A 24796-nucleotide genomic window follows, 5' to 3' on the forward strand; every position below is an offset into this window, starting at 1 on the left:
TACACTATATTCCTTTGAATAGCCAGTTAATATCTATTAATGTATTTTTTATTTGCTTTTTATATTATATTTCTTTATCTTATTATATAAAGTATTTCTGCTTATACCTAAGACAATTGCAACTTTAGTGATATTATAATTATTAACTTTCATTGCGGTATCTATTGTTCTAGCTTCTATAATTTCTAAATTCAAATCTTTTTCTAGTATATTAATATCTACTCTCGACTTTTCTATTTCATCTCTAATTATTCCTATGCAACTATATATTTCCTTACTACTCTCATTATCTTCACTTAAATCAAAAGATAATTTTCCACCTAAATTAACTATATTCTCAATATAATTTTCTAGTTGCCTTATGTTTCCTGGCCAATTATAATTAACTAGATCTTTATATAATTCATTATTTATCTCTGGTACTACCTTATTTAATTTAAATGATTTCTTTCTTAAAAAATATTCTATTAGCTCCTCTATATCACCATTTCTTTCCCTCAATGGCGGTATTTTTATCGGAATAACACAAAGCCTATAATAAAGATCTTCTCTAAATTCCCTTTTTTCTATTTGCTTTTTAAGGTTTTTATTAGTAGCCGCAATAACTCTAATATCTACTGGAATTTCTTCACTTCCTCCAAGTCTAGTTATAACACCTTCTTGAAGTACTCTTAAAAGATTAACTTGCATCTCTAAAGGCATTTCTCCTATTTCATCTAAAAATAAAGTTCCTCCATTTGCTATTTCAACTTTCCCAATCTTACCGCCTTTTTTTCCACCAGTAAAAGTCCCCTCTTCATATCCAAATAGTTCACTTTCAATTAAGTTTGCAGGTATTGCTCCACAATTTATTGCTACAAACTTATTTTTTCTTCTATAGCTATAGTTATGTATAGCTTGAGCTAATACCTCTTTGCCTGTCCCACTTTCGCCTTGAATTAAAACTGTAGATGGGCTATTAGCTATTATTTTGCAATTTGTTATAACATTAGTTATAGCTGCACTTTTCCCTATAATATCATTAAAATCACAAAAAGCTCCCTTTGTATCATTTTTGCATTTATCCAAATTATTCTCTATTGCTTTAACTCCAAAGGCAACTAACCCTAAAGTATGAGGGTGCTTCATATTGCTTTTCCCTGTTAAGTTTAACGTTCCTATTATCTTGCCATATATATTATGAATTGGTGCTGCAGAGCAAGTTAAACTCCTAAAGCTTTCTATATAATGTTCATTTGCTGTAATTTGAACACACTTATCTTCTTTTATTGCTGTCCCCATTGCATTAGTTCCTATATTTTGCTCATCCATATAAGCACCAATTTTTAAATTCAATTTATCAAATTTATTTACTATCCACTCAGCACCTTTTATATTTAATATACATCCTTCCTTATCTGTTAAAACTATAATAAAATCATTATCATGAACAGATGAAAACATCATATCTATATAAGGCCTTGAAATTTCAATAAGCTCACTATTATTACTTAAAATTCTTAATAATTCTTCATTCTCTAATATTTTTTTAGAATATATAGATTCTTTTAGTACTCCATACCCCTTACTTCTTTTATGTGACTCCTTAACTAATAATTTATTATCTAACATAAATTTCTCCCCTTTTGTTAAACTGCCCCTACCTCATATACCCCTTCTAAAATCATATATTTAAAAGTGAAATTAAGTCTTCTACTTTTAATCAGCTACTTATTACATCTCCGCTATTTTATGATGCCTAAAGCATATCCAAATAAATATACCTTTATTATATCCAATTACCATATTTTAAACAACTTGTATAAGACCTATGAAAAAAATAACAAAAAGGCTCAAAAAGTCTAAAATACTGCTCTGTTTTTTGAAATATTTTAGAACATAAAAAGCGACTGACACTAAAATGCCAGTCACTCTTATTGTTTTTTAATTTACCCTTATCTTTCTTTAATTATTGCTTTTTTAACTAACAAATATATAAATCCTATTAAAATAATAAATACAACTATAAATGTTCCTATTGCTCCATAAGGATTCATTGTATTCCACCCTAATATATTTTGAATAAATATCCCTATTTCGCTAAATAATTTTTCGAAAGTACCTGCAATTATTATTGGTCCTATTGAAATTATTGTTTTCATTAATTTATTACACTTATAGTATATTAATACTATTGTTAATCCTAATGTAAAAATCATAATATACACTGAAAATTGTAATAAAAAAGTGTTTAACAATGTTACTACATCATTATTTTGAATCCATATACTCGTTGTACCCGCAGTTTCCAAATCTCTAAAACTTGTAAAAATCATATCATAACCAGTTGGAGATTTAGTAAATAGATTATATACTCTATTTATTATTACATCCAATAATGATGCTATTGCTGCTATGGTCAATATTGATAATATTGTTCCTTTAAAGTATGTCTTCCTTGATATATTATTACTTTGAGAAAAATAGAAATTTTCCTTAAAGAAGTTTAACCCTATAACAAATAAAAATATAACAGTAGATATCTCAATCCCAGATGAAACTATATTCCCATCTCTATAATGTTTTTGAAGATATGACATAACTATCAAAACTGAAATAAATATAGAATAATATATTATCATTGATTTTTTAACACTAGCCAAATTATATTTTGCAACACTATAACATTTCATTATTTTTCTCCTCCTTCACTTGTTAAATATATAAATAATTTTTGAAGTTCTACCTTTGAAACTTTAAGATCTAATTTAATTTGCTCTTCTTTTTCTTTATTTGTAACTTCTCCAATTATAGTTGCTGCTTTAAATGAAGCCATAGTTTCTACATTTACACAGTTTTTTCCTTTTATATAATCATCAACATTTTTGTCTAAACCTGAAATTGTATATGAATCTTTTAAAAGCTCTTCTACTTCTACATTTTTAATAATTTTATTATCCTTCATTATAATTACATTTTCTAAAATATCAGCTACTTCTTCAATTATATGAGTTGAAAGTATAATTGTTTTTGGCTTTTCTATATAATTTGCCATTAGTTCCTTATAAAACAAATCTCTATGACCTGCGTCTAACCCAAGTATTGGTTCATCAAATAATAATATTTCTGCGTTTGATGCTAATGTAATTATTATTTTACATATTGATGTGTATCCTGTTGAAAGTTCTTTAAACTTTTTATTTATATTAATTCCAAATTTCTTTGAAAGCTCTAATGCATAATCCATGTTAAAGTTTTTATAAAACTCTGCTGTCCATTTTAAAATATCTTTTATTTTCATACTCTCTGGATATAAATCTTTCTCAACCATTAAATATATTTTTTCTAAAGCATTATCATTTTCTATAACATTTTCACCATCAATAGTTATTGTTCCACGGGTTGGGAAAATCCTATTTGTCATAAGATTTAGAAGTGTAGTTTTTCCCTCTCCATTTCTTCCAAGTAAACCATAAATTTTATTTTCCTCTAATGTTAAAGATACATCATTTAATGCGCAAACATCCCCAAAGTTTTTTGTAATGTTAGAAATCTTTATTGTACTCATAAATTAATCCTCCTTCTTAATCATATTTATAATATCTACAGTTGAAATATCTAATCTTTTAGCTTCTTCAATTAAAGAAACTATATATTTTTTATAAAAACTATCTTTTCTCTTTTCCATTAACAAATTTTTACTACCTGTTGAAACAAACATTCCCACACCCCTCTTTTTATATATAACTCCTTCATCTACTAATAAATTAAACCCTTTTGCCACTGTTGCAGGATTAATTTTAAACTTAACAGATATTTCTGTAGTTGATGGTATTACTCCCTCTTCTTTAAAAATCCCTTTTAAAATATTATCTTCAATAGCTTGAGCTATTTGCGCATATATTGGCGTGTCATTTGTTAATTCTAAAATCATATTATCACTCCTTATATAAGTGACTTTCAAAAAAATAATATATCAATTTGCTAGTTTATTATTTTTTTAAATGCCTAATTCTCTATGTTATATACTATGCATAACTCCTTGGTTAGTTACTATTGTAATTAACTATATAACTAACTAAGTTTATTGTCAATACTATCCAGTAAATATTTTCTATTTAATTTCATATTAGCTTGTTATTTATTTTCACATCCATTAGGGATCTTAAAAAATAACTAGTTAGATTCTGATCTATTTTGCACAACCTAATATTTTTACGCACAAAAAGACTCCTCAAAATGAGGAGCCTTTTATCTTAAATAAAATTATTATCTATTACTTTCTTTCATTTGTCTTTCTATATCTCTGTTATGTGCTTTTTCTAGCATTGAATCTCTTTTATCGTAATTTTTCTTACCTCTACATAAACCAATAGCTGCTTTCACTTTTCCATTTTTTAAATATAAAGCTAATGGTATTAGTGTAAATCCTTCTCTAGTTACTAATAAATCAAATCTTTTTATTTGTTCTTTATGAAGTAAAAGCTTTCTTTCTCTTATCGGATCTACGTTTGTAATGTTTCCTTGCGCATAGTGACTTATGTGCATTCCTTTAATAAACATTTCTCCGTTATATATATCTGCATAGCTTTCTTTAAGATTACACTTACCTATTCTTATAGATTTAACTTCAGTTCCTACTAAAGATATTCCTGCTTCTATTGTTTCTTCAACAAAGTAATCATGTCTTGCTTTTCTATTTTCAGCTAATGTATTACTATTTTTTTTTCTTACCATTTTTTTCACCCACTAATAAATTTTAATGTATCCAAGATTAGAAAGTATCTTGAATCATTAAAATTTCTATTATTTATTAATTATAGTATATCAATATAATTTCAAATTGTAAATTTATAAGTTCTAAATTTATCATTTAGGCATTGTAAAATAAACAATATAATTTCGCATAAAATTTATTATTATAATTTATAAGTTGAAAGTAAAGAAAAAGCACTAACCTTAAAAGATTAGTGCTTTTGAAGTTTCCTTAAATTTGTTTCTATTAAATAAACATTCTACTCTTCGTCTACGTAGTTTGTTTTCATCTCTTCTTTAACTTCTAGTAATTCATCAACTAGTTTTTTATTTGCCTTAATTTCTGTTTTTGGTGCTTCCTCTTCTTCTGTTAAATTAAAGTAGACTTCTCTATTATCTATATCTACTTTTGTACATTTAACTTTAACTACTGCTCCAAGTCTATATACTTTTTTAGTTCTTTCACCTATTAAACATAAATGAGCTTCATCATATATATAATAATCATCATCTAATTCAGTAATATGGACTAAACCTTCTATAGTGTTTGGTAGTTGTACAAATATACCAAATGAAGTTACTGATGATATCATTCCTTCAAATTCTTCACCTATTCTATTTTGCATGTATTCAGCTTTCTTTAAATCATCAACTTCTCTTTCTGCTTGTTCTGCAACTCTTTCTCTTTCTGATGATTGTTTTGAAGTTTGATCAACTATTACAGCTAATTTTTCTGCTCTTTTTTCATCTATTTTAGCATTTAAATGCTCTTTTATAATTCTGTGTATTTGAAGATCTGGATATCTTCTTATTGGTGATGTAAAGTGACAGTAATATTTAGCTGCAAGACCAAAGTGACCTACACATTCTGGTGAATATTTAGCTTGCATCATTGAACGTAATAATAATTTACTTACTACTGGTTCTTCTGGTTTTCCTTTTACCTTTTCAAGTACTTCTTGCAGCAGTTTAGGTTGAACATCTTGTGTCCATCTAATTCCATATCCTAAATTATAAACAAACTCTTTAAACTTAGTTAATTTTTCTTCATCTGGTTCTTCATGAATTCTATAAACAAATGGCATATGTGCCCAATGCATATATTCTGCAACTGTTTCATTTGCTGCTAACATAAATTCTTCTATTATTTTATTAGCTATTCCTCTTTCGTAAGGCTTAATATCAACTGGTTTTCCAAGTTCATTTAATATTATTTTAGATTCTGGGAAATCAAAATCTATAGCTCCTCTTCTCATTCTTTTATTACGAAGAATTGCACAAAGCTCTTCCATATCTAAGAAATCTTGATGTAGATTTTCATATTTCTTTATAAGTTCTGCGTCTTTATCTTTTAAAATTTTAGTAACATCTGTATAAGTCATTCTTGCTGTTGTATTAATTATAGTTTCAGCTATTTCATGATCTATAATTTTTCCTGATTGATCTATTGTCATAAAGCAGCTTAATGTTAATCTATCAACACTTGGGTTTAATGAACAAATACCATTTGAAAGCTTTCTTGGTAGCATTGGTATAACTCTATCTAGTAAATAAACAGAAGTTGCTCTGTCAAATGCTTCTTTATCTAGAGGACTTTGTTCTCTAACATAATGAGTTACATCTGCAATATGAACTCCTAATTTAAATGTTCCATTTTCTAATTTTTCTATTGATACCGCATCATCTAAATCCTTAGCATCTTCTCCATCTATTGTTACCATTTTCATATTTCTTAAATCTTTTCTTCTTCTATATTCTTTATCTTCAATTGTTTCTGATACACCCTCTGCATAGCTTAATATTTTTTCAGAGAACTCTTCAGGCAGACCATATTTTTTAATTATAGTTAATATGTCAAGGCCCTTATCTCCTTTTTTACCAAGTACTTGTTCAACTACACCTTCTGGGCTTCTTCTTTGATCTGGCCATCTAGTTATTTCAACAACAACTACATCTCCATCTTCTGCTCCATTTTTATCTTTTTTAGATACGAAAATATCTTGATTTAATCTTGTATCTTCTGGAACTACAAAACCGAAGTTCTTATTACCTTCATATATACCGATAATTTTGCTGTTTCCTCTCTCAAGGATATCAACAACTTCACCTTCTCTTTTTTTAGTTCCATTTTTATCTTCTTTTGTTACTTGAACTAATATTTTATCTCCGTTCATAGCTCCATTCATAAATGAACTTGGGATAAATACATCTCTTTCACCTTCAGTTTCTGGTATTAAGAACCCAAAACCTTTTTGGTGAGCTTGAAGTTTACCTCTTACTAGTCCCATTCTTTCTGGAATCCCGAATTTATCTTTTTTAGTTCTTATTATTGTACCTTCTTTTTCCATTGTTTTTAAAGTCTTTTTAAAAGGCTTATATTCCTCTTGTGATATATCAAATACTGTTACTAGTTCTTGTATATCCATTGGTCTGTAAGCTTCTTCCCTCATAAAGTTTAAAAGCGTTTTTTTCATTCCCATATATTGCATTCCTCCATTTTTTATTACTTACTTAAAGTATATCCATTATGTACTTATATTATAAATTATTCTTTTAAAATAACCTTAAAATAAAAGCTACTATCATAATGATAGTAGCTTTTCATCATACTATATTAAATTTAATGCCACTGTAACTATTGCAAACATCGACATTGATACTACTGTTGCTCTTGCAAGCATAACTTCTTTAGTTTTAGTTTTGTTTTTCGAGAAAAATGTTTCAGTTGTTCCACCTTGAATTAATCCACTTAGGGCATCTGCCTTACTTGGTTGCATTAATATTGTTACTACAACTATTAAACCTAAAATCATTTCTAATACTAGCAGAAAATTTTTCATACTTATACCTCCCACTGTCTCTTCCGATTTACATTTTTATATAAGCCTATAATATCATACTACATATTAAAAAACAAGTATTTAGTTACATTTTTCTCCATTTAAGGTAGCATAGATTTTTTTAACTACTAATTTCTATAGTAGTTAACCTATTTACCTTTAAAATATAGTTATTCATAATCTATATACTAGAAAAAATAAAAAGTGGCTTTCACCACTTTTTATAATAAATCCTATTGAAAATATAAATTTTAATTATATTAACCTATTTTTTAATGTTAAAGAATGCTTTCTTTCCTCTATATTCTGCTACTTCCTCAAGTTCTTCTTCTATTCTAATTAATTGATTATACTTAGCAACTCTTTCTGATCTTGCTGGTGCACCTGTTTTAATTTGTCCTGCATTAACTGCTACAACTAAATCTGCAATAGTAGTATCTTCTGTTTCTCCTGATCTATGTGAGATAACTGCTGTGTATCCAGCTCTGTTAGCCATTTCTATTGCATTTAAAGTTTCTGTTAATGTACCAATTTGGTTAAGCTTTATAAGGATTGAGTTTGCAACTCCCATTTCAATTCCTCTCTCTAGTCTTTCAGTGTTAGTAACAAATAAATCATCACCAACTAATTGAATTTTCTTTCCAAGCTTTTCTGTTAGTAACTTCCAACCGTCCCAATCTTCTTCATCCATACCATCTTCTATTGATATAATTGGATATTTATTAACCCACTCTTCAAAGAATGCTACCATTTCTTCTGAAGTTAAACTTTTTCCTTCATTAGCTAAAACATATTTTCCATCCTTATAATATTCTGATGCAGCCGCATCAATAGCTATAAACATATCTTCTCCTGGTTTGTATCCAGCTTTTGTAATTGCTTCTATAATAACATCAATTGCTTCTGCATTTGATTTTAAGTTTGGAGCAAATCCACCTTCATCACCAATTCCAGTTGAATATCCTTTATCATTTAATATTTTCTTTAATGTATGATAAACTTCTGCACACATTTGAAGCGCTTCACTAAAACTTGAAGCTCCTGCTGGCATAACCATAAATTCTTGTAAATCTACTGAGTTATCAGCATGTGATCCTCCGTTTATAATATTCATCATAGGTACTGGTAAAACTTTTGCGTTTACTCCACCTACATATTGGTATAATGGCATTCCAAGTGAAGTAGCTGCTGCATTTGCAACCGCAAGTGACACTCCAAGAATTGCATTTGCTCCAAGTTTACCTTTATTAGGTGTTCCATCTAGTTCAATAAGCATTTTATCTATATATGTTTGATCAAATACATTACATCCTATTAATTCTTCTGCAATAGTATCATTTACATTTTTTATTGCTTTTAAAACACCTTTTCCCATGAATTTAGATTGGTCTCCATCTCTAAGTTCAACTGCTTCAAACTTACCAGTTGATGCTCCTGATGGAACTGCTGCTCTTCCCATAGTACCATCATCAAGATACACCTCAACTTCTATTGTTGGGAAACATCTTGAGTCCATAATTTGTCTTGCCACTACATCTACAATTTCAACATAATTTTTCATTTTCTTTTCCTCCTAAATATTTTGATTTTAGTTATATTTCAAAATAACATTTTCATCTATTCATATACTCTTTTTTGAAAGTGCCTTATATAATTTGATGAAAAACGATACTTCTTTATTATCTTCTAAATAATTTATTATTATTATAATAATTAGATATTTTTTTTAATAACTAGTCAGATTCTAATTTATTTTCCTTCAACTTCCTTAATTCTATTATAGTGATTATTATTCTCTTTTGCAATATATAATCAATTAATATTTTTAACCACTTTATATTTTTGCTTTAATATAAATATAAGGCGTATAAAATGACTATAGAGTCCTTTTATACGCCTTATATTTCACATAGTTATTTAATCTATTTCTAATTCATCAATATCAACTTGATTTAAAATTTCTTTTAATTGTTTTAACTCTTCTTTATTTAATGTTATTCCTTTTCCCATCTGCTCATGATTTTCATCCCATTCACGAATATCTATTTTCGGCTTTTTATTGTTCCAAGTCATTACATTAATTTCTCTATTCCAACCTTTTGCACTTTGTGATATAGTACCTAAATTATTTTTAATATCAAATTTAAAATCTGCCATCTTTATCGCTCCTTTATACATCTCTTGTATCATACCTTGTGACTCTATTTCCTATCATTATATGTTACACTATTATAGTTCATTTTACAGAGACTCGCAACTATTCTGACTACTTCTATATTTTTCAATATAAATTAACACAGGCTCAGTTAGCTAATAATTTAGGTGTTACTCGCCAAACAATCATAGCTATAGAAAATGATAAGTATAATCCAAGCTTAGTATTAGCTATGCAGTTGTCAAAATACTTAAATACTACAGTTGAAGAGTTATTTACATTAGCATATAAATAAAATTTTGACTTTATTATTGAGATATTATAAAAAGCATACTTTTAATAAAAAAGTATGCTTTTTTCCTTAAATCTTAAATTTTTGTACCAATTCATCAAGCTTTTGTGCAAGTTCTGCTTGAATTTGTGATGTTTGTGCTACTTGCTCCATAGCTTTTGATGTTTCATCAATACTAATTTGAATCTCTCCTGTACGCTCTGCAGAAAGCTGTGAATTTTCTGCAAGAATTTGAACTGCCTCACTAACTTGACCTACTGTTGCTTCTACCTCTTCTGACATAGCCGCAATTTCTTCTGACATGGCGCTTACAAATTCCCCATCTTCACCATATTGTTTTCCTGATTGTGAATATTGTTCCAAAACAGGTTCAATATTTTCTATAATGAATTTAAGTACGTCATTGCTATTTTCCGATAAATTCTTGAATGCATATTGAACTTTTACTATTGTACTTTGAATTGTATTTACAGTTTCTGAGGATTGTTCTGCAAGTCTTCTTACTTCATCTGCAACTACTGCAAATCCTCTTCCTTGTTCTCCAGCTCTAGCAGCTTCAATGGCTGCATTTAACGCAAGTAAATTAGTTTGTGATGAAATTGCTGAAATTGCATCAGCCATAACTTTTATTTCATCTACAACTTTTCCATCTTCTATAGCTCTTAATATATTTTTTTCCTTTTCTTTATAAATACTATTACTTTTTTCCAATGCATTTTGCGCCGCTATTTGAACTTCTTTAGCTTTTTCCTTAATTTTACCAGCATTTTCGCTACCCTCCATAGCCTTTGAAGATAGTTCTTCCATACTAGAGTTAACTTCCTCAACAGATGCAGTTATTTCTTCGGATGTAGCACTAGCATCTTGAGCAGATTTATTTATTTCAACTGTTGAATTATCTATAATTTCTATTTTAGATGTTATCTCCTGAACTGTAGCTGAAAGTTCTTCAGCAGATGCACTCATATCAGAAGAATTGCTTAGTATTTCTTTTACTAACTCTTTAATATTCTCCTGTGCAATATTTAACGCATTCCCAGTTTGTCCAAATTCATCTTTTATTGTAATAGTAATTGGAGTTGAAAAATCATACACAGCTAAACTATTAGCTAAATCTTTTATTTTATTTAATGGAATTATTATATTTCTACTTAATATATAAGCCATAAAAATTATAATTAAAAATCCTATAGTTGTATATATTATAATTGTATTCCTAGCATGGCTAAATTCAGCTATGTTATTTGAATTTCCTTGCTGCGCTAATTTTATATTTATATCAATTAATTTATCTATTTTCTCAAAAGCAGTAACTCTCATTGGCGTTACCTCTAAATAATACCCCTTAACTGCTTCCTCATATTTATTACCGCTCACCAGTTCAATGACATTATTTCTTGTTTCTCTATATTTTGCTAAGTCATTCTTAAAAGTTTCATAGGTTTCTGTTTCTTCTTTTGCTATATCAGCATTTGATTCATCTGGTATACTTTCATATTCATCTTGCAATTTTTTATTTTTATTGGTTAGTTCATCTATAGCCTTTATTTGCTCATCTAATTTTGATTTATCTCTTTCAAAAACAATTCTAAGCATATTATTACTAATTTCATTTATATTTATTTTCATTTCCTTCAAAGCACTAATGGACGCTACATTACTGGTATATATATACTCAGAACCTGCATTTATCTTTGATGAGCTTAATATACCCTCACCTCCTATTACAACCATAAAAATACAAACTACTGAAAATACTGATATAAGTTTTTTCTTTACACTTAAATTTAAAAATAATTTCATTTTAACTCTCCTTTTCTTTTTCCATTATAATAATTTATAAACTAATAAAGTTTCCATGGATTTTAATTGTATTTATAGATAATATAGTCATGATCATATACTGTATTTTCTATAAACAACTATTTTTTTTACATATATTCACTTATATTATACATTTTTTGACCTTTACCTCAACTTTACACTCGTTTGTATTATATTACAACATTTTTTTGCAATTCCACTTCCATTTTCTATTATTTCGATAGACTTTATTTAAAGTACTATTATTAGACTCCTGAAATTACTCAAAATTGAGCCATCTTTACTAAAAATACTCTCGTAGATATATTAATAATAATATTATTTAATTTCACTAAATAAAAAAGCAAATTAATCAATCTTATAATAAGATCGATTAATTTGCTCTAATTTACAAATTAAAAATTGTATAGTAATATATTGTTAAATTCCCTTCCCTGAATCTGTAACTTCAATTAATTCCATTGGAAATGCTTCAAATATTTTCTGACTTAATAAATATTCATTTTCAAATCTTATTACCCAAGCCTTAATTATTGTTAATGGTAGTGAAAAAAATATTTTTCTCTTTATCAAGAAAGTAGTCTAATAAATCCTCAATACTAACAACACCCATAATTTTCTCATTTTCAACTATAGGCATAGAAATAATACCATTTTCTCTTAAACGTTTAGCCCCTGTTAAAACATCTTCATCAGCTTGTGCAAGTACTACAGACTTTGACATAACCCATTCAACAGGGCAACTATCATAATGACCAGGAGTTATCCTAAATCTATATATATCAGCTTTAACAACCATACCTACTAAATTATTATAATCATCAACTACAGGAATACCATTAATATTGAGATTGTTCATTACTTGTAAAACTTCATCTATGGTATCGTTTACTTTAACCGTGTTATTTTGTAATTTTACAATATCGCCTATTTTCATAATATCATCCCCTCTTCTTTAATAAACATTATATAAGTTTTACTAATGTATCATACTAATATATTACTATAAAACTGAATATTTTACTATAGAACTGAATATTATAAATATCTATTATGCACTTTTTTTGAAAATTATTTTTTGCTAATTATATACTATATTTGACATATATTAAGTTATAACATACAATTTAATTATAGAAAGGGTGATATAATGAAAAACAAAAAAATGAAGATTTCGAGAATAGAGTGCGATGTATCTCAGGCACAACTAGCAGAACAGGTTGGTGTTACAAGGCAAACAATCAGTATGATCGAATCAGGAAATTATAATCCAACTTTAAATTTATGTATTTCGATTTGCAGAGCATTAAACAAAACTTTAAACGATCTATTTTGGGTGGGGAATGAAAATGCACTTATTTACGAAGATAACGAGTAAATATTACCGTCTCATTATTCTTATTAAGACTAAAAAAACAAGCATTAATTACAATGCTTGTTTTTTTGAAAATAATTTACTCTAATTCATATAAATATTGTTTCATTTTCTTTTCCCAATCTTCCCAGCTTCTTTTATCTATATCTTTTATATAATCTAAAAAACTATCTAGACAATCTAATTTTTTTAAGCCTTTCATTAAATGTCTTGGATAAGTAACCTTCCTTTTATAACACTCTTTTGGATCAATTACTTTTATACTTAAGCTTTCTTTAACATAAATATCCCTACATCTCATATCTAACTTAGTGAATTTCAATTTTTTGAATTCATTTATAAGTTTATATAAGTTTTTAGCTAGTTCACGGCTCATACCATTTTTTTTAATAAAGTCATCTAGCCTTTCTCCGCCTATTTTTTCTCTTACCATATACAACTGTCCAATATTATACACATGAGGAAAATATGTAGATTTACTTACCTGTTTTAAAATTTCTGCTTCTTCTCTACATACTTTAGCTTCTTGAAATATTTTTATAGCCTTATTTTCAGGTAGTTCATATACTATCCCATTATGTCCTTCCCCTAAAAATACTGCTTTTCTAAATAACTTTTCTGTTTCTTTATCAAAATCTGCTGAATAAGCATAAGTCCTAACCATTTGTCCCACCCTATTTTAATTGTTTGTATATTATATTAATGTTTTTTTAAATTTATAACTTATTTTCTCCAGCTTATACTTATTACTAAATTTTCATTTAATAATTTTGCTTCTATATTATTACCCAGATTTTCAACAAAGGCTTTTGTTATCGATAACCCAAGGCCTGTATTTTTATCACTTCTAGATTTATTTGCTGTGAAAAATCTTTCAAACATTTTATTTATATCTTCCTGTACTAAATTAGGAGCATAATTTATAAACTCAGTTATTATAAATTCATCCTCTTCTTTTAATGTTATTTTTGTATATTTATCTCCATACTTTAAAATATTACTTATTAAATTAGAAAACACACGGTTTATTGCATTTTTATCCGATATTATATAGGATGTATTTTCTTGTATTTCTATAATTGGTTCCATAAATTTTTCTGCAAATTCATTATAAAACAAGGCTATATTTTCACATAAAACATTAGCTAAATTAATTTTACTAAGGTTAAAATTATATTCATTACCTTCAATCCTAGATAAATCATAAAAACTTGTTATTAATGTTTGTAATACATTGGTTCTTTTTTCAACTATATCTATATACTTACTCTTCTCTTCTTCAGTTACCTCTTCATCTTTAATAAGTTGAATATATCCCATAATAGAAGTTAATGGAGTTCTCAAATCGTGAGCCATATTTTCAATACTTTGTTTTAGTTCAAGTTCAACTTCCTTTTTCTTAACATTTACTTTTTGATTTTCATCATATAATTTATTTATATTTACTACTAGTTGCTCTATATGTCTATCTGTTGTTTTAATTCTAATATTTCTATATTCACTATGATTCTTTTTTATCTCGCTTGAAACAGCTTTTATCTCTTTCTTTAAATTAATAATATACATAAAAAGAATAATAACTGCTACTACTAACATTATTATTAAAAATATCATTGCTCCACCTCCAATACCTCTCTATTTTTTATTAATATTAATCATCTCCAAATAAATAACAAGTCATTATTTTGTCTTGTTATTTATTTTTCAATGCCTTATTTACTTAATATCTTGTTTATTAAATACTGCTATTCCACAACCTAAAGCTGCTACTAACGTAACTAAAGATATCATTATCGCTTTTATAACATCTGCACTATTTGCGCTAATAGCTGTTACAATTGCCACATTATATAATAAAGTTAATTCATAAAGATTATCAAACCAATCAATTTTTCCATATAAAAACGATGTGAATAGTGGAATACCTACAAATATTGCTACACTTATTCCTATAGTTGCTCCATTACTCTTTACTAGTGTTGCAATCAACATTATAATTGCAACAACCGCTGAATTAACTATTACTGCTGCACCAAATGTTTTTAACATACCCATTAATTGAATAATTTCAAAAGGTTCCCCCCAACCATTAATAATTATATTAATAATAGTTGCAAGTCCTACTGTTATAGCCATTATTATAGTTGTTCCTACTGTAATTGCTATCCACTTTGAAATATAATAATGCGATCTTTTTTTCCCATATGCCAATATGTTTTTTATTGTTCCCTCTGAATATTCCTTTGCAAGGAAAGCTGCTACTAAAACACCAATTAAAATTTCTATAGCCCCTACTCCAAATGCTGTATGGAACAATTCTATAGTAGTAATATTAAACATATCTTTAGCTCCACTTACGTGGAATCCTAGTTGACCTGGAGTGAAACTTGCTTCACTACTTGCGCCCCTAATTTGTTCTAACTGTATCATTTTTTGTTCTTGTGGTATATCTCCTAATGCCTTAAGCAAGAAGTCTTCTGTTATTATTGATGTCATTGCTATTACTATTATTGATAATATTATAGCTACAATACATAATACCTTAAAAGTTTTATTTTTAAATAATTTAAATAACTCTGCTTTTATTAATCTATACATTTTTTCCACCTCCAACAATATCCATAAAGTACTCTTCTAAATTTTCTCCTTTTAGCCCAATTCGGTCTACAATTACTCCATTTTTAGAAAGAAGCGTATTTATTTTACCAACATTATCTAGGTCACTATATATTTTCACTTTATTCTTATCTAAAACTTCATACGCTGTTATATTTAGTTTTTCCTCCATTAATGTTACTGCTCTTGGTGCATCATCAATTTCTAGTTCTATATATTGCCTACATTTTTCATTTAATTTTTCTGAAGATATTTCTTCAATTAACTTACCATGACTTATTATACCGTAACATGTAGCAAGTTCTGAAAGTTCTCCAAGTATATGACTTGATATTAATATTGTTACATCTTTTTCTTTATTCACTTTTTTTAGAAGTTCTCTTACTTCGATAATTCCCATAGGGTCTAATCCATTTATAGGTTCATCTAAAATAAGCAATCTTGGATTTCCAAGTAGCGCATTCGCTATTCCTAACCGTTGTCTCATTCCAAGTGAAAAGTTCTTAACTTTTTTCTTTTTTATATTCACATCAGTTAATCCAACTAACTTTAAAACTTCTTCTATACATTCTTTTCCTGCAATATTTCTAACAAGCCTTGAAACTTCAAGATTCTCTCTTGCAGTCATGCCACCATAAAAACATGGTGTTTCTATTAAACTACCAACCATTGTTCTAGCATTATTTAACTCAGATTCAGTACTTCCTCCCAGTAGTTCTATATCTCCACTTGTTTTGTGTATTAACCCTGTTATCATACGCATTAATGTAGTTTTCCCTGCACCATTTTGTCCTATGAATCCATATATATCACCTTTTTTTATTGTTATATTTATAGAATCTACAGCCGCTTGAGTGCCATATTTTTTAGTTATTTTATTAGTTTTTAAAATTATTTCATTCATTATTATTTCCTCCCCATTACCTTATGCTCTTATTATATAAACTTAAGTATAAGATACCTTAAAGAAAACATTAAGAAAGTATTAAGGCACTATAAAATAAATAATATCTCAATGATACTAGTCTATTATTTATTTTATAATGCCTGAGTTCAAACCTATCAATTTAGGCATATTAAAAAGAACATCATCTTAAGTACCTTGATTAATTATTTTTTCAAGTGCCTTAGTCTGATATTTTTTTGAATATGTCTTATTTCTACTCTTTAAGTTTAAATCCTATTCCCCAAACTGTCTTAATATAGTAAGACCCTCTATCTGCTTTGCTTAGCTTTGATCTTAAGTTACTAATATGTACATTAACTGTATTATCATCACCTAAAAATTCATTTTCCCACACAGTCTCAAATAGATTTTCTCTTGTAAATACCTTATTAGGGTTGCTTATTAACAATTGTAAAATTGAAAACTCCCTTACAGTTAAAGCTATTTCTTCTTTATTTATAAATACTCTTCTTGATTCTGAATCTAATATTATATTTTTATACTTCAATTTATTATCTTTACTTTTACTTTGTGAAAATTCTTTATATCTTCTTAATTGAGCCTCTACTCTAGCTATTACCTCTTTAATGTCAAAAGGCTTATTTATAAAATCATCTGCACCAAGTTTTAGCACATTTATTTTATCCTCTTGCCCAGTCTTTGCTGATATAACTATTATAGGCATAACTTTTATTTTTCTTATTTCTTCTATAAGTTCTTCCCCTGTAACACCTGGCAACATTAAATCTAATATTATAAGATCATAATCATATTGTTCTATGCACATTTTCGCCTCAGTACCAGAGTATGCACTTCTAACGGCATGTCCTTCTTTTTTTAAAATGTTGCATAGCAATCCATTAATATCTGAATCATCTTCTACCACTAAAATATTATTATCCATATTTATTCACCAACTTATCTATTTTTTTGTTTTTTCCATTTCACATAAGTATAAATACATGCCAATATATAAAGTAAAGCAGATGCCACTATTATAATAGTTTTTAAATTAAGTCTATTATCATAGTCCTCAAATACACGCATTAAATTTATTATATTAACTGGTAATAAAGCCAGCAAGATTATAAAATCATTTTTACAACTTTTATTTTTAGTATCGTTAGCTCTCATAGAACCCTCCACTTTTTAAGAAAGTATTAAATTTTAGTTATACTTTCTCAGTAATTATATCATTTTTTTGAATAAAATGTATATTCAAAGCATATTATCTTGTTATTTTTTTATTTATAAATAAAGAAAATCCACTGAAATTATTTTAATTTCAGTGGATTTATATCTTTTATTTAAGTATTAATTTTTCTTCTTCTTCAAATCTCAAACCATGTTTATTAATCAACATATCTTTCATATCTACCTTTACTTTACCCTCAATACTATCCTCAAATTCAATAATATATCCTTCCCTATTTTCTCTTATTAACTCTGGAAATTGATAATTTTTATTATTGTCATCACAAATAAATGTATCATTTGCTACTCTTAAAATATCGTTCCTTTCATCACCATCTATATATATTTTTATTTTTCCATCTTTTCTTTCTACATTTGTTATATTTACTTTATTTCCATCTTGAGATATTAACTCACTAATATATTCAACATTATCTTTTATTTTTTTAGGCGATGATTCTTTTGCTATCCTTTCTTTTTCCATATGCTCTACAAAAAGTTTGTTTTTAACTTCTGTTTCTTCTTCTGTCATAGTTGGAACTGATACCCATTCACTATTAACTAAAGTACTTTTAACTCCCCCACCGAATACTACAGCTCCATCTTCATTTTTATATTCAATAGCTGAGATATTTTTTGCATTTTTAATATCATCATATACTACATCTGGACAACTAAGATATGCTATCTCTCCATCACTCGAAAATGAACCATTTCTATAAATTTTATCATCTATCTTTAATAAAATACCTTTACTACCGTCACCCCCTTCAATTTTACAGTTCTCAACCTTTAGGAATGTACCTAAACTAGTACCTTCTAGTTCAACTACTTTATATTCTCCATTATTTGATTCCATAGTTACTTCTTTTTTAATATTATTTTTATAAGAATCAGTAAAATCTACATTTAGTTCTATTGATTGATTGATTTTATAAGTTTCACTAAACATATTTAATTTCACTGTTCCAGCAGATGGAAATCCTTCAATTGAACTCAATTCTATAACTTCAACATATTTTTTTTTATCTATGTTATAAGCACTTCCACCTGATCCTACACTAATACCATTTACTGATCCAATCATATGAATAAGACTTGAAGGATTTTTGAAAATTTCATTTTCAGATTCTACTTTAACACTAATCCTTATAACTCGCTCTGATGCTGCAATATTATCTACTGTGACTTTAATACCATTTTCCTCAACTGACTCACCAACATATTTTGTCACTGGCAAATACTTTTCACTAAACCCCATTTTTTGATACATAGAATTTATTATAGGTATATTTTGTGCAACTGCTGGTTGTGAAATAATCCCTAATGTCATTATAAATGTTAATGATGCTGCTATAGCCAAAGTTTTTCGTTTTTTTCTCTTTCTTCTTATTATTTCTACTCTTAATGTTTTCTTCATTTTAGCTTTCTTTATATCATTCATTTCTACTTCAATATTTTTATAATCATCTAAATTTATATTTTCAAACTCTTTACTCATACTATCCTCTCCTTTCTAATGCGCATATTAATTTTTTCTTTCCCCGGCTTAACCTATTACTAACTGCTGTTTCACTTATTCCTAGTTCTTTGCTTATTTCATTTACCTTTTGATTTTTAAATATTCTTCTAACAATTACGTCTTTACTTTTATTATCTAAATTATTTATTTCTGAATGAATTACATCCATAGCTATGATGTCTTCTACCTCATCAGCTACATCTCTAATATTAATGCTAATTTCATCATCTAAACACACATTTTTACTATGCTTTTTTTCTTTCCGAATTATATCTATTGCATGCCTTTTTGTAATAACTACAAGCCATTTAGGAAACATATTTATATCTCCTTTAAATGATTTAATATTATCCCAAGCTCTTAACATTACATCATTTGTACATTCTTCACTAAGATCTAAATTATTTAATACACTGTAACTTACCTTTAATACAAGTTGTGAATAATTATCCACTAAATAATCTAAGGCTATCAAGTCCTTTTTCCTAAGCCTTATAATAAAGTTATCCTTATTAACCATGTCCTCTCTCCCCTTCTCTTTGAAAGTACTTTCATCTATATAAACGTATTTAATGCTCTAATCTCTCTTAGGCATCGTAAAAGAAATAACAGCCAAGTATTCTTGTTTGTTATTTCTTTTACGATGCCTTAATATTTTACTATAAACTAGAAAAGACGCCTTATAATATTATAAGGCGTCCTATTAATTATTTATTTACTACTAAGCTTGTTCCTGTCATTTCTTTTGGAACTTCAAGTCCCATTTCTACTAACATTGTTGGAGCAATATCAGCAAGTTTTCCGGTTTGCAATGTTTTACCTTCTGTGTGGTTTGAAACCCATACAAATGGTACTGGCTCTGTAGTATGTGCTGTAAATGGCTTTCCTGTTGAGAAATCTATCATCATTTCAGCATTTCCATGATCAGCAGTTATAAATACTGATCCATCTTTTTCTAATACTTTAGCTACAACTTTTCCAAGACATGTGTCAACAGTTTCTATTGCTTTAACAGCAGCTTCTATAACACCTGTATGACCTACCATATCTGGGTTAGCAAAGTTTAATATAATCATATCGTACTTATCAGAATCTAATCTATTTATTAATTCATCAGTTACTTCAAAAGCACTCATTTCTGGCTTAAGGTCATAAGTTGCAACCTTAGGTGATGCAATTAACGCTCTATCTTCACCCTTATTTGGCGCTTCAACTCCACCGTTAAAGAAGAAAGTAACATGAGCATATTTTTCAGTTTCTGCTATTCTTAATTGATTTAATCCCTTACTTGCAACATATTGTCCTAAAGTGTTTTCGAAGCTATTTGGTGTATAAGCAACTGTAACACCTTTTAATGTGCTATCATATTGAGTCATTGTTACAAATGTAAGGTTTAATTTTTCTCTCTTGAAGCCTTCAAATGTACTATCATTTATAGCTCTAGTTATTTCTCTTGCTCTGTCTGGTCTAAAGTTAAAGAATATTACTGAATCTCCAGTCTTTATTGTTGCAACTGGTCTTCCATCTTCTTCTATAACACATGGTAAGATAAATTCATCACTTTTATTATCGTGATATGATTTTTCCATACATTCAATAGCATTGTTAGCTGTTTCACCAGTTCCAAGTACCATTGCATTGTAAGCAAGTTCAACTCTTTCCCATCTGTTATCTCTATCCATAGCATAGTATCTACCGTTAATAGTAGCAATTTTACCTACACCAATTTCTTGCATATAAGATTCTAAACTCGCTATAAAATCTTTACCAGATCCTGGAGCTACATCTCTACCATCCATAAAGCAATGTACAAATACCTTGCTTAGACCAGCATCTTTAGCTAATTTTAATAGACCTTTTAAGTGATCTATATGTGAGTGAACTCCACCATCTGATAATAAACCCATTAAGTGAAGAGCTGAATTATTTTTCTTAGCACTGTCTACAGCTAAGTTCAATGATTCATTTGTGAAGAATCCACCATCTTTTATTTCCTTTGTGATTCTTGTTAACTCTTGATATATAACTCTTCCTGCACCTATATTTAAGTGACCTACTTCTGAATTACCCATTTGACCTTCTGGTAATCCAACTTCAAGCCCACTTGCTCTTAATTGTGTATGTGGATATTTTGCCATTAATTTATCAAAATTTGGTTTATTTGCTGTTTCAACAGCATTTCCTTCTGATTTTGGAGCTATTCCAAATCCATCTAGTATCATTAACATTACAGGTTTCTTCGCCATAATTTTCCTCCAAGTCATCTATATTTTATTCTTAATAATCTATAGTATTTTTTTTATTAATTCTGATTTTATTATACTATAATTATACTTCTTAAACAACTAAGGGCGCTTTTTATTTTGCCTTATTTGTCATATTAGCAGGATTTCTTGTTTGTATCCAAACTGTTCCTGGACCAGAAAATTTACAAATAAAACCTTCACCACCAACTATTGAGCCAAAAAGTCCTGATGCTAATTCTACACTATATTTCATATTACTATCCCATAAAACTAAGTGGTTTGAATCTACTATGTAAACTTCCAAAGGCTCAATTTCTTTTTTATGAATTGCTCCATAAGAACTTATAAATAATTCGCCTTTTCCTGAGGCCTCCATTTGTATTAATCCTTCTCCTGAAAACATCCCACTAACTCCACCTGATTTAGTATTTACATCTATTCCTGAAGTTGAAGCTAAAAAACTTGATTTGCCTAATCTATATTTTTTACTTCCATCCATCTCAACCTTTTCTATATCTCCTAAAAATTGAGGTGCTAACAATAATTCTCCATTTCCTTTTGCTTTGAATTCTTGAATAAACATTGATTCACCAGAAAACATTCTTCCAAGAGTTTTTCCAAGCCCACCAGTTTTAGCCTTCATTTCAAAAACATCACTCATTGAAACCATTGCTCCAGCTTCTACAATATATCTTTCACCTGTCTCTGCCTTAATTTTTAATACCTTATTAGTATTTCCGTATAGCAATTCAAATTTTTCACTCATTTTAAAACCCCCAAAATTTTATTATATACCTATACTACATTTTTTAACTACCCTTGTAAAGAGTTATGTTCTACTACTTTCAAAATATTATCTAACAGATTCTTAAGTATCTTCCAAAAAAATAATAGACCAATTCGCTAGTCTATTTTGCGACTTGATCTATTACTTTTTTAAGTTCCTTATTAAAAATTTATAATAAATGAAACCTGATTTTTATTTGATTCAATGCTATAATTTATATTTTCATGTTTATCTAATATTGTTTTCACTATATATAAACCAAGCCCTGTATTGCCATCTTTTCTATTTCTCGACTTATCTGCTCTATAGAAAGCTTTGAAAATTTCTCCCTTATCTACTTCTTCTATTTCTACCCCTGTATTTTTTACCACTAATTTTGAATTACTTAACTCTACAAAAATATTTTCCTTTGAAGGCGAATGTGAAATAGCATTTTTTATTACATTTCCTATAACTTTTTTTAATAATAATCTATCTCCATCTATCCATATTTCTTCTGTAATTTCTTCTTGTAACTTTAAATTTTTTCTTTCAATAAAGAAATAGTTTTCTCGTAATATCTCTTTTAGTAACTTTGAAATATTAATTTTTTCTATATTTAATTTAAAATCATCTTTATCTCTTTTTGAAATATCTAAAAGTTCATTTACTAAAGCCCTCATTTTTTCAACTACTGCATAGCTTTCCTTTAGATATTTATCTCTATCCTTGTACTTTCCTATATTATAACTCATACCTTCTATTTGACCACTTATTATTGTTATAGGAGATTTTAATTCATGAGAAATAGTTGCAATAAATTCTCTTCTTTCCTTTTCTATTTCTCTTTCCTTTTCAATCTCTATTTTCAATTTTCTATTTACCATATCAAGTTCATTAAAGGTTTTATCAAGTTTTCTATTCATAACATTTAAACTATTTGCAAGCTCTCCAATTTCATCTTTCCCCATTAAAGGTAACTTCTTTGTAAAATCTAAAGCAGCCATCTCTTCCGCAGCTTCCTTTATTTTTATTAAAGGATCACTAATTCTTTTAGAATAAAACATTGATATTGTTACTGCAACTACTACAATTGTTAAAAATGCAAAAGGGAAAAATAATTTCACAATTATCTCTGCCTCATTAATAGCTTTAATAGGTGCATGAGTTAATATAATACATTCTTTATCTATTTGTTTAAAATAAAATTTATTTTCTAATGTTAAATTTTCTATAGGAGTGCCACCTCTTTTTTCATAAAAACTATTTGGCAATCTTTTTTCACTTGGCACTTTATTATCTAACACTCTTATTATCTTTTTATTCATATCAGTTTTGAAAGTTGAATAAACCCATTCATCATCTGCTGTCATTATATTTATCATTAAGTTATTTTGAAAACTAAATTCATCTACAACTGTATTTATATCATCAACAGTATTATTCTCTAATTTATTTATAAATTCACTAATATTTTTATTTAATAGGTCAACCTTATAATTATAATAAAGCCTTGGTAGGAAAATTGACATACTTAAATACAATACTGAAAAAGCTATAACTATTACTATAGATGAGAATAAAAATGTTTTCTTTTTTATCCCAAGATTATTCCACTTACTTTTTAAGTCCATAGCCTATCCCCTTTACTGTTTTAATGTACTCACCACCAATTTTCTTTCTAATATTTTTAATATGAGCATCAATAACTCTAGTATCACCATAATATTCATAGCCCCACACTTTTTCTATTAAAATATCCCTAGAAACTATCATAGGGCTACTTTGAATAAGTAATTTTAGTATATTAAACTCCTTTAATGTCATTTCAACCTCTTCATTATTCAAGTAAGCTTTGTAAGAGCTTACTTCTAATGTAACATTACCATAAGTTAACTCATTCTTTCCCTCTTCTTCTTCTCCTCTACGCCTTAAAACCGCCTCAACTCTTTTTATTAATACATTAAAGGAAAAAGGCTTTCTAATATAATCATCAACATCTAAATCAAATCCCTTTACCTCATCATCTTCACTACCAAGAGCTGTTAGAAATATAATTCCTATGTTTTTATCTTTATTTCTTATCATTTTGCATAAAGCATAACCATCTAAATTTGGCATCATTATATCTAAAATAACTAAATCAAAATTAGTCTCTCTAAATTTTTCATAGCCTCCAAGCCCATCATTAGCACAATGGACCTCATAGTGTTGTGATGATAAAAACTCAACTATAATTTCTTGTATTTGCACATCATCCTCTACCACTAAAATTCTTTTTGCCAT

General features: G+C 27.8%; 26 protein-coding genes. 2 read left to right on the forward strand and 24 right to left on the reverse strand.

What is annotated here, in order from left to right; translation table 11 throughout:
- Nucleotides 1-48: 48 nt before the first annotated feature.
- The 9 genes from BLS77_RS15530 to BLS77_RS15570 all read right to left on the reverse strand — a co-directional run bounded on the left by BLS77_RS15530 (nt 49) and on the right by BLS77_RS15570 (nt 9731).
- On the reverse strand, nt 49-1611 hold the full coding sequence (locus BLS77_RS15530; protein ID WP_089971899.1) for a sigma-54-dependent Fis family transcriptional regulator: 1563 nt from the start codon (nt 1609-1611) through the stop codon (nt 49-51).
- A 323-nt stretch (nt 1612-1934) separates the two neighbouring features.
- Nucleotides 1935-2672 carry a hypothetical protein gene (locus BLS77_RS15535; RefSeq protein ID WP_089971901.1) on the reverse strand — a complete coding sequence of 246 codons (738 nt, stop codon included), beginning with the start codon at nt 2670-2672 and terminating at the stop codon, nt 1935-1937.
- The gene (locus tag BLS77_RS15540) at nt 2672-3547 is read right to left on the reverse strand and encodes an ABC transporter ATP-binding protein (RefSeq protein ID WP_089971903.1); all 876 of its coding nucleotides are present in this window, start codon (nt 3545-3547) and stop codon (nt 2672-2674) included. Before BLS77_RS15540 ends, BLS77_RS15535 begins: the two co-directional genes overlap by 1 nt.
- A gap of 3 nt (nt 3548-3550) precedes the next feature.
- Complete coding sequence (locus tag BLS77_RS15545) at nt 3551-3913, reverse strand: GntR family transcriptional regulator (protein WP_089971905.1); 363 nt, start codon at nt 3911-3913, stop codon at nt 3551-3553.
- Nucleotides 3914-4248: 335 nt separating this feature from the next.
- The gene (smpB, locus tag BLS77_RS15550; protein ID WP_089971907.1) at nt 4249-4716 is read right to left on the reverse strand and encodes an SsrA-binding protein SmpB; all 468 of its coding nucleotides are present in this window, start codon (nt 4714-4716) and stop codon (nt 4249-4251) included.
- Nucleotides 4717-4994: 278 nt separating this feature from the next.
- A complete protein-coding gene (gene rnr, locus BLS77_RS15555; RefSeq protein WP_089971909.1) occupies nt 4995-7214 on the reverse strand; it encodes a ribonuclease R in 2220 nt (739 codons plus the stop codon).
- Nucleotides 7215-7343: 129 nt separating this feature from the next.
- A complete protein-coding gene (gene secG, locus BLS77_RS15560; protein ID WP_089971910.1) occupies nt 7344-7574 on the reverse strand; it encodes a preprotein translocase subunit SecG in 231 nt (76 codons plus the stop codon).
- Between the two features lie 265 nt (nt 7575-7839).
- On the reverse strand, nt 7840-9135 hold the full coding sequence (gene eno, locus BLS77_RS15565; RefSeq protein ID WP_089971911.1) for a phosphopyruvate hydratase: 1296 nt from the start codon (nt 9133-9135) through the stop codon (nt 7840-7842).
- Between the two features lie 356 nt (nt 9136-9491).
- Nucleotides 9492-9731: a YdbC family protein gene (locus BLS77_RS15570; protein ID WP_089971912.1), complete on the reverse strand. Its 240-nt coding sequence runs from the start codon at nt 9729-9731 to the stop codon at nt 9492-9494.
- A 119-nt stretch (nt 9732-9850) separates the two neighbouring features.
- Here BLS77_RS15570 and BLS77_RS15575 point away from each other — a divergent pair, with 119 nt between their 5' ends.
- Complete coding sequence (locus tag BLS77_RS15575) at nt 9851-10024, forward strand: helix-turn-helix transcriptional regulator (RefSeq protein WP_089972021.1); 174 nt, start codon at nt 9851-9853, stop codon at nt 10022-10024.
- Nucleotides 10025-10090: 66 nt separating this feature from the next.
- Here the strand turns inward: BLS77_RS15575 and BLS77_RS15580 are convergent, their stop codons facing one another.
- From BLS77_RS15580 to BLS77_RS15585, 3 genes are all read right to left on the reverse strand, one after another.
- The gene (locus BLS77_RS15580; RefSeq protein ID WP_089971915.1) at nt 10091-11824 is read right to left on the reverse strand and encodes a methyl-accepting chemotaxis protein; all 1734 of its coding nucleotides are present in this window, start codon (nt 11822-11824) and stop codon (nt 10091-10093) included.
- Nucleotides 11825-12265: 441 nt separating this feature from the next.
- The gene (locus tag BLS77_RS20795) at nt 12266-12418 is read right to left on the reverse strand and encodes a DUF1722 domain-containing protein (RefSeq protein ID WP_139164855.1); all 153 of its coding nucleotides are present in this window, start codon (nt 12416-12418) and stop codon (nt 12266-12268) included.
- On the reverse strand, nt 12372-12782 hold the full coding sequence (locus BLS77_RS15585; protein ID WP_089971916.1) for a CBS domain-containing protein: 411 nt from the start codon (nt 12780-12782) through the stop codon (nt 12372-12374). Before BLS77_RS15585 ends, BLS77_RS20795 begins: the two co-directional genes overlap by 47 nt.
- A 213-nt stretch (nt 12783-12995) precedes the next feature.
- Between BLS77_RS15585 and BLS77_RS15590 the strand changes: the two genes are divergently transcribed.
- Nucleotides 12996-13223 carry a helix-turn-helix transcriptional regulator gene (locus BLS77_RS15590; protein ID WP_089971919.1) on the forward strand — a complete coding sequence of 76 codons (228 nt, stop codon included), beginning with the start codon at nt 12996-12998 and terminating at the stop codon, nt 13221-13223.
- Between the two features lie 76 nt (nt 13224-13299).
- Here the strand turns inward: BLS77_RS15590 and BLS77_RS15595 are convergent, their stop codons facing one another.
- From BLS77_RS15595 to BLS77_RS15650, 12 genes are all read right to left on the reverse strand, one after another.
- A complete protein-coding gene (locus BLS77_RS15595) occupies nt 13300-13884 on the reverse strand; it encodes a protein kinase (protein WP_089971920.1) in 585 nt (194 codons plus the stop codon).
- Between the two features lie 59 nt (nt 13885-13943).
- A complete protein-coding gene (locus tag BLS77_RS15600) occupies nt 13944-14834 on the reverse strand; it encodes a sensor histidine kinase (protein WP_089971923.1) in 891 nt (296 codons plus the stop codon).
- A 102-nt stretch (nt 14835-14936) separates the two neighbouring features.
- Nucleotides 14937-15818: an ABC transporter permease gene (locus BLS77_RS15605; protein ID WP_089971925.1), complete on the reverse strand. Its 882-nt coding sequence runs from the start codon at nt 15816-15818 to the stop codon at nt 14937-14939.
- Complete coding sequence (locus BLS77_RS15610; protein WP_089971928.1) at nt 15811-16740, reverse strand: ATP-binding cassette domain-containing protein; 930 nt, start codon at nt 16738-16740, stop codon at nt 15811-15813. The genes BLS77_RS15605 and BLS77_RS15610 overlap by 8 nt, the downstream gene beginning before the upstream one ends.
- Before the next feature lie 256 nt (nt 16741-16996).
- Entirely contained in the window at nt 16997-17686 is a 690-nt protein-coding gene (locus BLS77_RS15615; RefSeq protein WP_089971929.1) for a response regulator transcription factor, read from the reverse strand.
- A gap of 14 nt (nt 17687-17700) precedes the next feature.
- Nucleotides 17701-17916, reverse strand: a complete 216-nt coding sequence (locus BLS77_RS15620) for a hypothetical protein (RefSeq protein ID WP_089971932.1) — start codon at nt 17914-17916, stop codon at nt 17701-17703.
- A 169-nt stretch (nt 17917-18085) separates the two neighbouring features.
- A complete protein-coding gene (locus BLS77_RS15625; protein WP_089971934.1) occupies nt 18086-19477 on the reverse strand; it encodes a DUF4179 domain-containing protein in 1392 nt (463 codons plus the stop codon).
- A 1-nt stretch (nt 19478) separates the two neighbouring features.
- Nucleotides 19479-20018: a sigma-70 family RNA polymerase sigma factor gene (locus BLS77_RS15630; RefSeq protein ID WP_089971936.1), complete on the reverse strand. Its 540-nt coding sequence runs from the start codon at nt 20016-20018 to the stop codon at nt 19479-19481.
- A 187-nt stretch (nt 20019-20205) separates the two neighbouring features.
- Nucleotides 20206-21744: a 2,3-bisphosphoglycerate-independent phosphoglycerate mutase gene (gene gpmI, locus BLS77_RS15635; RefSeq protein ID WP_089971938.1), complete on the reverse strand. Its 1539-nt coding sequence runs from the start codon at nt 21742-21744 to the stop codon at nt 20206-20208.
- Nucleotides 21745-21856: 112 nt separating this feature from the next.
- The gene (locus BLS77_RS15640) at nt 21857-22510 is read right to left on the reverse strand and encodes a TIGR00266 family protein (RefSeq protein WP_089971941.1); all 654 of its coding nucleotides are present in this window, start codon (nt 22508-22510) and stop codon (nt 21857-21859) included.
- A 182-nt stretch (nt 22511-22692) separates the two neighbouring features.
- Nucleotides 22693-24144 carry a HAMP domain-containing sensor histidine kinase gene (locus BLS77_RS15645; RefSeq protein WP_089971943.1) on the reverse strand — a complete coding sequence of 484 codons (1452 nt, stop codon included), beginning with the start codon at nt 24142-24144 and terminating at the stop codon, nt 22693-22695.
- Nucleotides 24128-24796 carry a response regulator transcription factor gene (locus tag BLS77_RS15650; RefSeq protein ID WP_089971946.1) on the reverse strand — a complete coding sequence of 223 codons (669 nt, stop codon included), beginning with the start codon at nt 24794-24796 and terminating at the stop codon, nt 24128-24130. Before BLS77_RS15650 ends, BLS77_RS15645 begins: the two co-directional genes overlap by 17 nt.

The sequence above is a fragment of the Clostridium gasigenes genome (assembly GCF_900104115.1).
Classification (GTDB): domain Bacteria; phylum Bacillota; class Clostridia; order Clostridiales; family Clostridiaceae; genus Clostridium; species Clostridium gasigenes.

Bases quoted from the DNA above. Each gene is read 5' to 3' on its own strand.
- BLS77_RS15530 (WP_089971899.1), bottom strand. From the start codon at position 1,611: ATGTTAGATAATAAATTATTAGTTAAGGAGTCACATAAAAGAAGTAAG.
- BLS77_RS15535 (WP_089971901.1), bottom strand. From the start codon at position 2,672: ATGAAATGTTATAGTGTTGCAAAATATAATTTGGCTAGTGTTAAAAAA.
- BLS77_RS15540 (WP_089971903.1), bottom strand. From the start codon at position 3,547: ATGAGTACAATAAAGATTTCTAACATTACAAAAAACTTTGGGGATGTT.
- BLS77_RS15545 (WP_089971905.1), bottom strand. From the start codon at position 3,913: ATGATTTTAGAATTAACAAATGACACGCCAATATATGCGCAAATAGCT.
- smpB (WP_089971907.1), bottom strand. From the start codon at position 4,716: ATGGTAAGAAAAAAAAATAGTAATACATTAGCTGAAAATAGAAAAGCA.
- rnr (WP_089971909.1), bottom strand. From the start codon at position 7,214: ATGGGAATGAAAAAAACGCTTTTAAACTTTATGAGGGAAGAAGCTTAC.
- secG (WP_089971910.1), bottom strand. From the start codon at position 7,574: ATGAAAAATTTTCTGCTAGTATTAGAAATGATTTTAGGTTTAATAGTT.
- eno (WP_089971911.1), bottom strand. From the start codon at position 9,135: ATGAAAAATTATGTTGAAATTGTAGATGTAGTGGCAAGACAAATTATG.
- BLS77_RS15570 (WP_089971912.1), bottom strand. From the start codon at position 9,731: ATGGCAGATTTTAAATTTGATATTAAAAATAATTTAGGTACTATATCA.
- BLS77_RS15580 (WP_089971915.1), bottom strand. From the start codon at position 11,824: ATGAAATTATTTTTAAATTTAAGTGTAAAGAAAAAACTTATATCAGTA.
- BLS77_RS15585 (WP_089971916.1), bottom strand. From the start codon at position 12,782: ATGAAAATAGGCGATATTGTAAAATTACAAAATAACACGGTTAAAGTA.
- BLS77_RS15590 (WP_089971919.1), top strand. From the start codon at position 12,996: ATGAAAAACAAAAAAATGAAGATTTCGAGAATAGAGTGCGATGTATCT.
- BLS77_RS15595 (WP_089971920.1), bottom strand. From the start codon at position 13,884: ATGGTTAGGACTTATGCTTATTCAGCAGATTTTGATAAAGAAACAGAA.
- BLS77_RS15600 (WP_089971923.1), bottom strand. From the start codon at position 14,834: ATGATATTTTTAATAATAATGTTAGTAGTAGCAGTTATTATTCTTTTT.
- BLS77_RS15605 (WP_089971925.1), bottom strand. From the start codon at position 15,818: ATGTATAGATTAATAAAAGCAGAGTTATTTAAATTATTTAAAAATAAA.
- BLS77_RS15610 (WP_089971928.1), bottom strand. From the start codon at position 16,740: ATGAATGAAATAATTTTAAAAACTAATAAAATAACTAAAAAATATGGC.
- BLS77_RS15615 (WP_089971929.1), bottom strand. From the start codon at position 17,686: ATGGATAATAATATTTTAGTGGTAGAAGATGATTCAGATATTAATGGA.
- BLS77_RS15620 (WP_089971932.1), bottom strand. From the start codon at position 17,916: ATGAGAGCTAACGATACTAAAAATAAAAGTTGTAAAAATGATTTTATA.
- BLS77_RS15625 (WP_089971934.1), bottom strand. From the start codon at position 19,477: ATGAGTAAAGAGTTTGAAAATATAAATTTAGATGATTATAAAAATATT.
- BLS77_RS15630 (WP_089971936.1), bottom strand. From the start codon at position 20,018: ATGGTTAATAAGGATAACTTTATTATAAGGCTTAGGAAAAAGGACTTG.
- gpmI (WP_089971938.1), bottom strand. From the start codon at position 21,744: ATGGCGAAGAAACCTGTAATGTTAATGATACTAGATGGATTTGGAATA.
- BLS77_RS15640 (WP_089971941.1), bottom strand. From the start codon at position 22,510: ATGAGTGAAAAATTTGAATTGCTATACGGAAATACTAATAAGGTATTA.
- BLS77_RS15645 (WP_089971943.1), bottom strand. From the start codon at position 24,144: ATGGACTTAAAAAGTAAGTGGAATAATCTTGGGATAAAAAAGAAAACA.
- BLS77_RS15650 (WP_089971946.1), bottom strand. From the start codon at position 24,796: ATGGCAAAAAGAATTTTAGTGGTAGAGGATGATGTGCAAATACAAGAA.